This window comes from Ruegeria sp. CL5 (assembly GCF_056536485.1).
This window is the reverse complement of record NZ_JBQFPS010000026.1, coordinates 2,501-6,283: the sequence shown is the minus strand read 5'-3', so window position 1 is coordinate 6,283 and position 3,783 is coordinate 2,501. Positions and strand designations below refer to the sequence as shown.

Genomic DNA, 3,783 nt, shown 5'->3' with positions numbered 1-3,783 from the left:
TTAAGCAATTGAACCGTGTGATCAATTGTAGTCTGAACGGGCTATACTGATATTTTCTGACGTTGGTTGCGGGAGCAGGATTTGAACCTGCGACCTTCAGGTTATGAGCCTGACGAGCTACCGGGCTGCTCCATCCCGCGACACTTAGCGTTGGTCTACCGCCTATTCGGCTACTTGAGACCGGGTAGTGTTCTTTTCATCGTTTTAGAGAGAAGGGGGATTTTACTAGGTTTGGCGGTGACCTACTCTCCCGGGGCTTAAGCCCAAGTACCATTGGCGCGGCAGTGCTTAACTTCCGGGTTCGGGATGGGACCGGGTGTTTCACTTGCGCTATGACCACCAAACCGAGGAAAATCCCCGTCGCTCTTTTTGCAGTGCAAAAAGGCGACGCGCGGCAGGCAGCGTATTCGCGAAGCGAATGCGCGTTGCCGCACGGTTGTTATGTCACCCCTTACGGGGTTTCACATCAATCAACACCGTCGCTGTTTGCGTAGCAAAAGCGACGTAATTGTCCAACTCAAGGTCAGTGTATGCTTTTGATTTTGTCTTTCCATTACTGGATCAAATCAAGCCTATCGGGCGATTAGTACCGGTCAACTGAACGCATTACTGCGCTTACATCTCCGGCCTATTGACGTGGTGGTCTTCCACGGCCCTCAGGGAGACCTTGTTTTGAGGGGGGCTTCCCGCTTAGATGCCTTCAGCGGTTATCCTGTCCGATCATAGCTACCCAGCACTGCCGTTGGCACGACAACTGGTCCACCAGTGGATCGTTCACCCCGGTCCTCTCGTACTAGGGGCAACTCCTCTCAAGTCTCCTACACCCACGGCAGATAGGGACCGAACTGTCTCACGACGTTCTAAACCCAGCTCACGTACCTCTTTAAACGGCGAACAGCCGTACCCTTGGGACCTGCTCCAGCCCCAGGATGAGATGAGCCGACATCGAGGTGCCAAACACTGCCGTCGATATGGACTCTTGGGCAGTATCAGCCTGTTATCCCCGGCGTACCTTTTATCCGTTGAGCGATGGCCCTTCCACTCGGGACCACCGGATCACTATGGCCGTCTTTCGACTCTGCTCGACTTGTCAGTCTTGCAGTCAGGCTGGCTTCTGCCATTGCACTCAACGAGCGATTTCCGACCGCTCTGAGCCAACCTTCGCGCGCCTCCGTTACGCTTTAGGAGGCGACCGCCCCAGTCAAACTACCCGCCACGCAGGGTCCCGGATCCGGATAACGGACCGCGGTTAGACATCAAGAGTGCGAAGGGTGGTATCTCAAGGGAGGCTCCACGGATACTTGCGTTTCCGCTTCAAAGCCTACCACCTATCCTGCACATCACAATCCTGATGCCAGTGCGAAGCTGTAGTAAAGGTGCACGGGGTCTTTCCGTCTAACCGCGGGAAGCCTGCATCTTGACAGGCAATTCAATTTCGCTGAGTCGATGTTGGAGACAGCGGGGAAGTCGTTACGCCATTCGTGCAGGTCGGAACTTACCCGACAAGGAATTTCGCTACCTTAGGACCGTTATAGTTACGGCCGCCGTTTACCTGGGCTTCAATTCAAGGCTCTCACCTCTCCTTTTAACCTTCAGGCACCGGGCAGGCGTCAGACCCTATACGTCGTCTTGCGACTTCGCAGAGCCCTGTGTTTTTAATAAACAGTCGCCACCCCCTGGTTTGTGCCCCCAGCCCCTAGTTGCCTAGGAACCGGGCCTCCTTCTCGCGAACTTACGGAGGTATTTTGCCGAGTTCCTTCAACATCGTTCTCTCAAGCGCCTTGGTATGCTCTACCAGTCCACCTGTGTCGGTTTAGGGTACGGTCTGATGGAGGGCTATTTCCAGGAACCACTCAGCAGCCCAATCAATCCGATAAGATTGAACTACACCTGTGATCCGTCACATCCTCCTGGCCTAGGAATATTAACCTAGTTCCCATCGCCTACGCCTTTCGGCCTCGGCTTAGGGGCCGGCTTACCCTGCTCAGATTAGCTTTAAGCAGGAACCCTTGGACTTTCGGCGAGAGTGTCTCTCACACTCTTTGTCGCTACTCATGTCATCATTCTCACTAGTGATCTCTCCACCGGATGGCTCACGCCCCGGCTTCATCGAAAGCACTTTATCTTGCGCTACCGCCTATTCGGCTACTTGAGCGCGATTGCTCGCACCAAATGACCGGCGATAATACAAGATAAGTGCTATGTCACACTACGCTCTGCTACCGATGCTTACGCATCCCTAGACTTCGGCTCATGGCTTGAGCCCCGTTACATCTTCGCCGCAGGACAACTTATTTAGACCAGTGAGCTGTTACGCTATCTTTAAAGGATGGCTGCTTCTAAGCCAACCTCCTGGTTGTTTTGGTCGTCCCACCTGCTTTCCCACTTAGCCATGAATTGGGGGCCTTAGTCGTAGGTCAGGGTTGTTTCCCTCTCCACTACGGACGTTAGCATCCGCAGTGTGTCTGCCATCTAGTACTCCCGGGTATTCGGAGTTTGGTTAGGATCAGTAAGCCTGTGGGGCCCCATTACCCATCCAGTGCTCTACCCCCCGGGGTATTCGGATGACGCTCTACCTAAATAGATTTCGCAGAGAACCAGCTATCTCCGAGTTTGATTGGCCTTTCACCCCTAGGCACAGCTCATCCCGATCCTTTTCAACGGATGTGGGTTCGGTCCTCCAGTAAGTGTTACCTTACCTTCAACCTGGCCATGCCTAGATCACTCGGTTTCGGGTCTGATCCCACGAACTCATACGCCCTATTAAGACTCGCTTTCGCTACGCCTACACCTAACGGCTTAAGCTTGCTCGTGAGACCAAGTCGATGACCCATTATACAAAAGGTACGCCGTCAGCTCGCAAGGAGCCTCCGACTGATTGTAGGCGTTCGGTTTCAGGTACTGTTTCACTCCCCTCGTCGGGGTGCTTTTCACCTTTCCCTCACGGTACTGGTTCGCTATCGGTCAGCAAGGAGTACTTAGCCTTCGAAGGTGGTCCTCCGATCTTCAGACAGAATTTCACGTGTTCCGCCCTACTTAATACGTCCATCAAAGCTTCCTATACGGGGCTGTCACCCGCTATGGCCACGCTTCCCAACGTGTTCTAGTCACTTATCTGGCTCGGCTGGTCCCCGTTCGCTCGCCGCTACTAGGGGAGTATCAATTGATTTCCTTTCCTCCGGGTACTTAGATGTTTCAGTTCCCCGGGTTTGCTCTTAAAACCCTATGTATTCAGGTCTTAAGTACCTGTTTAAACCCCATATTGAGTATCAAAGATAACAATATGAAGCTTTCAGGTGGGTTGCCCCATTCAGAGATCCATGGATCAAAGCTTATTCTCAGCTCCCCATGGCTTATCGCAGAGTATCACGTCTTTCATCGCCTCTTGCTGCCAAGGCATTCACCAAACGCCCTTCTCGCGCTTGATTTGATCCAGAAAAAGAAAGACATGACTTTTTGCGCTACCGCCTATTCGGCTACTTGAGCGCGTGAACTCTTCCGGCCTGCGGCCTTCACAGTTCGATCAGGTCAATCGTGATCGCCCAGCTGGTAACTAAAGGCGATCTTTCTTCTGAACCAAAAGCATACTTTCCCGCCTTCCATCCTGGAACCCGCGCTGCCGATGTCGGTCGGCCCCACGCAGAGGATAGAAGACATGCATGATCGTCAGATCATGCGGGTTAGTGTACTTGACTTGGACAACTCTGTTCGTTTCAGCCGGGATATTCAAAGAGGGACGAGGAAACATCCCTAATCAAACCTCCTCCGAAGAGGACCAACTGA

At 53.0% G+C, this 3,783-nt stretch carries 1 tRNA gene and 2 rRNA genes; all 3 read right to left on the bottom strand.

The features are described 5' to 3' along the window. Positions 1-63: 63 nt before the first annotated feature. Positions 64-140 (bottom strand) — tRNA-Met (locus ACR0IU_RS22180). 89 nt (positions 141-229) lie between these two features. Beyond that, positions 230-344, bottom strand: a 5S ribosomal RNA gene (rrf, locus tag ACR0IU_RS22175). Positions 345-562: 218 nt separating this feature from the next. Continuing rightward, positions 563-3,428, bottom strand: a 23S ribosomal RNA gene (locus tag ACR0IU_RS22170). Positions 3,429-3,783 lie beyond the last annotated feature (355 nt).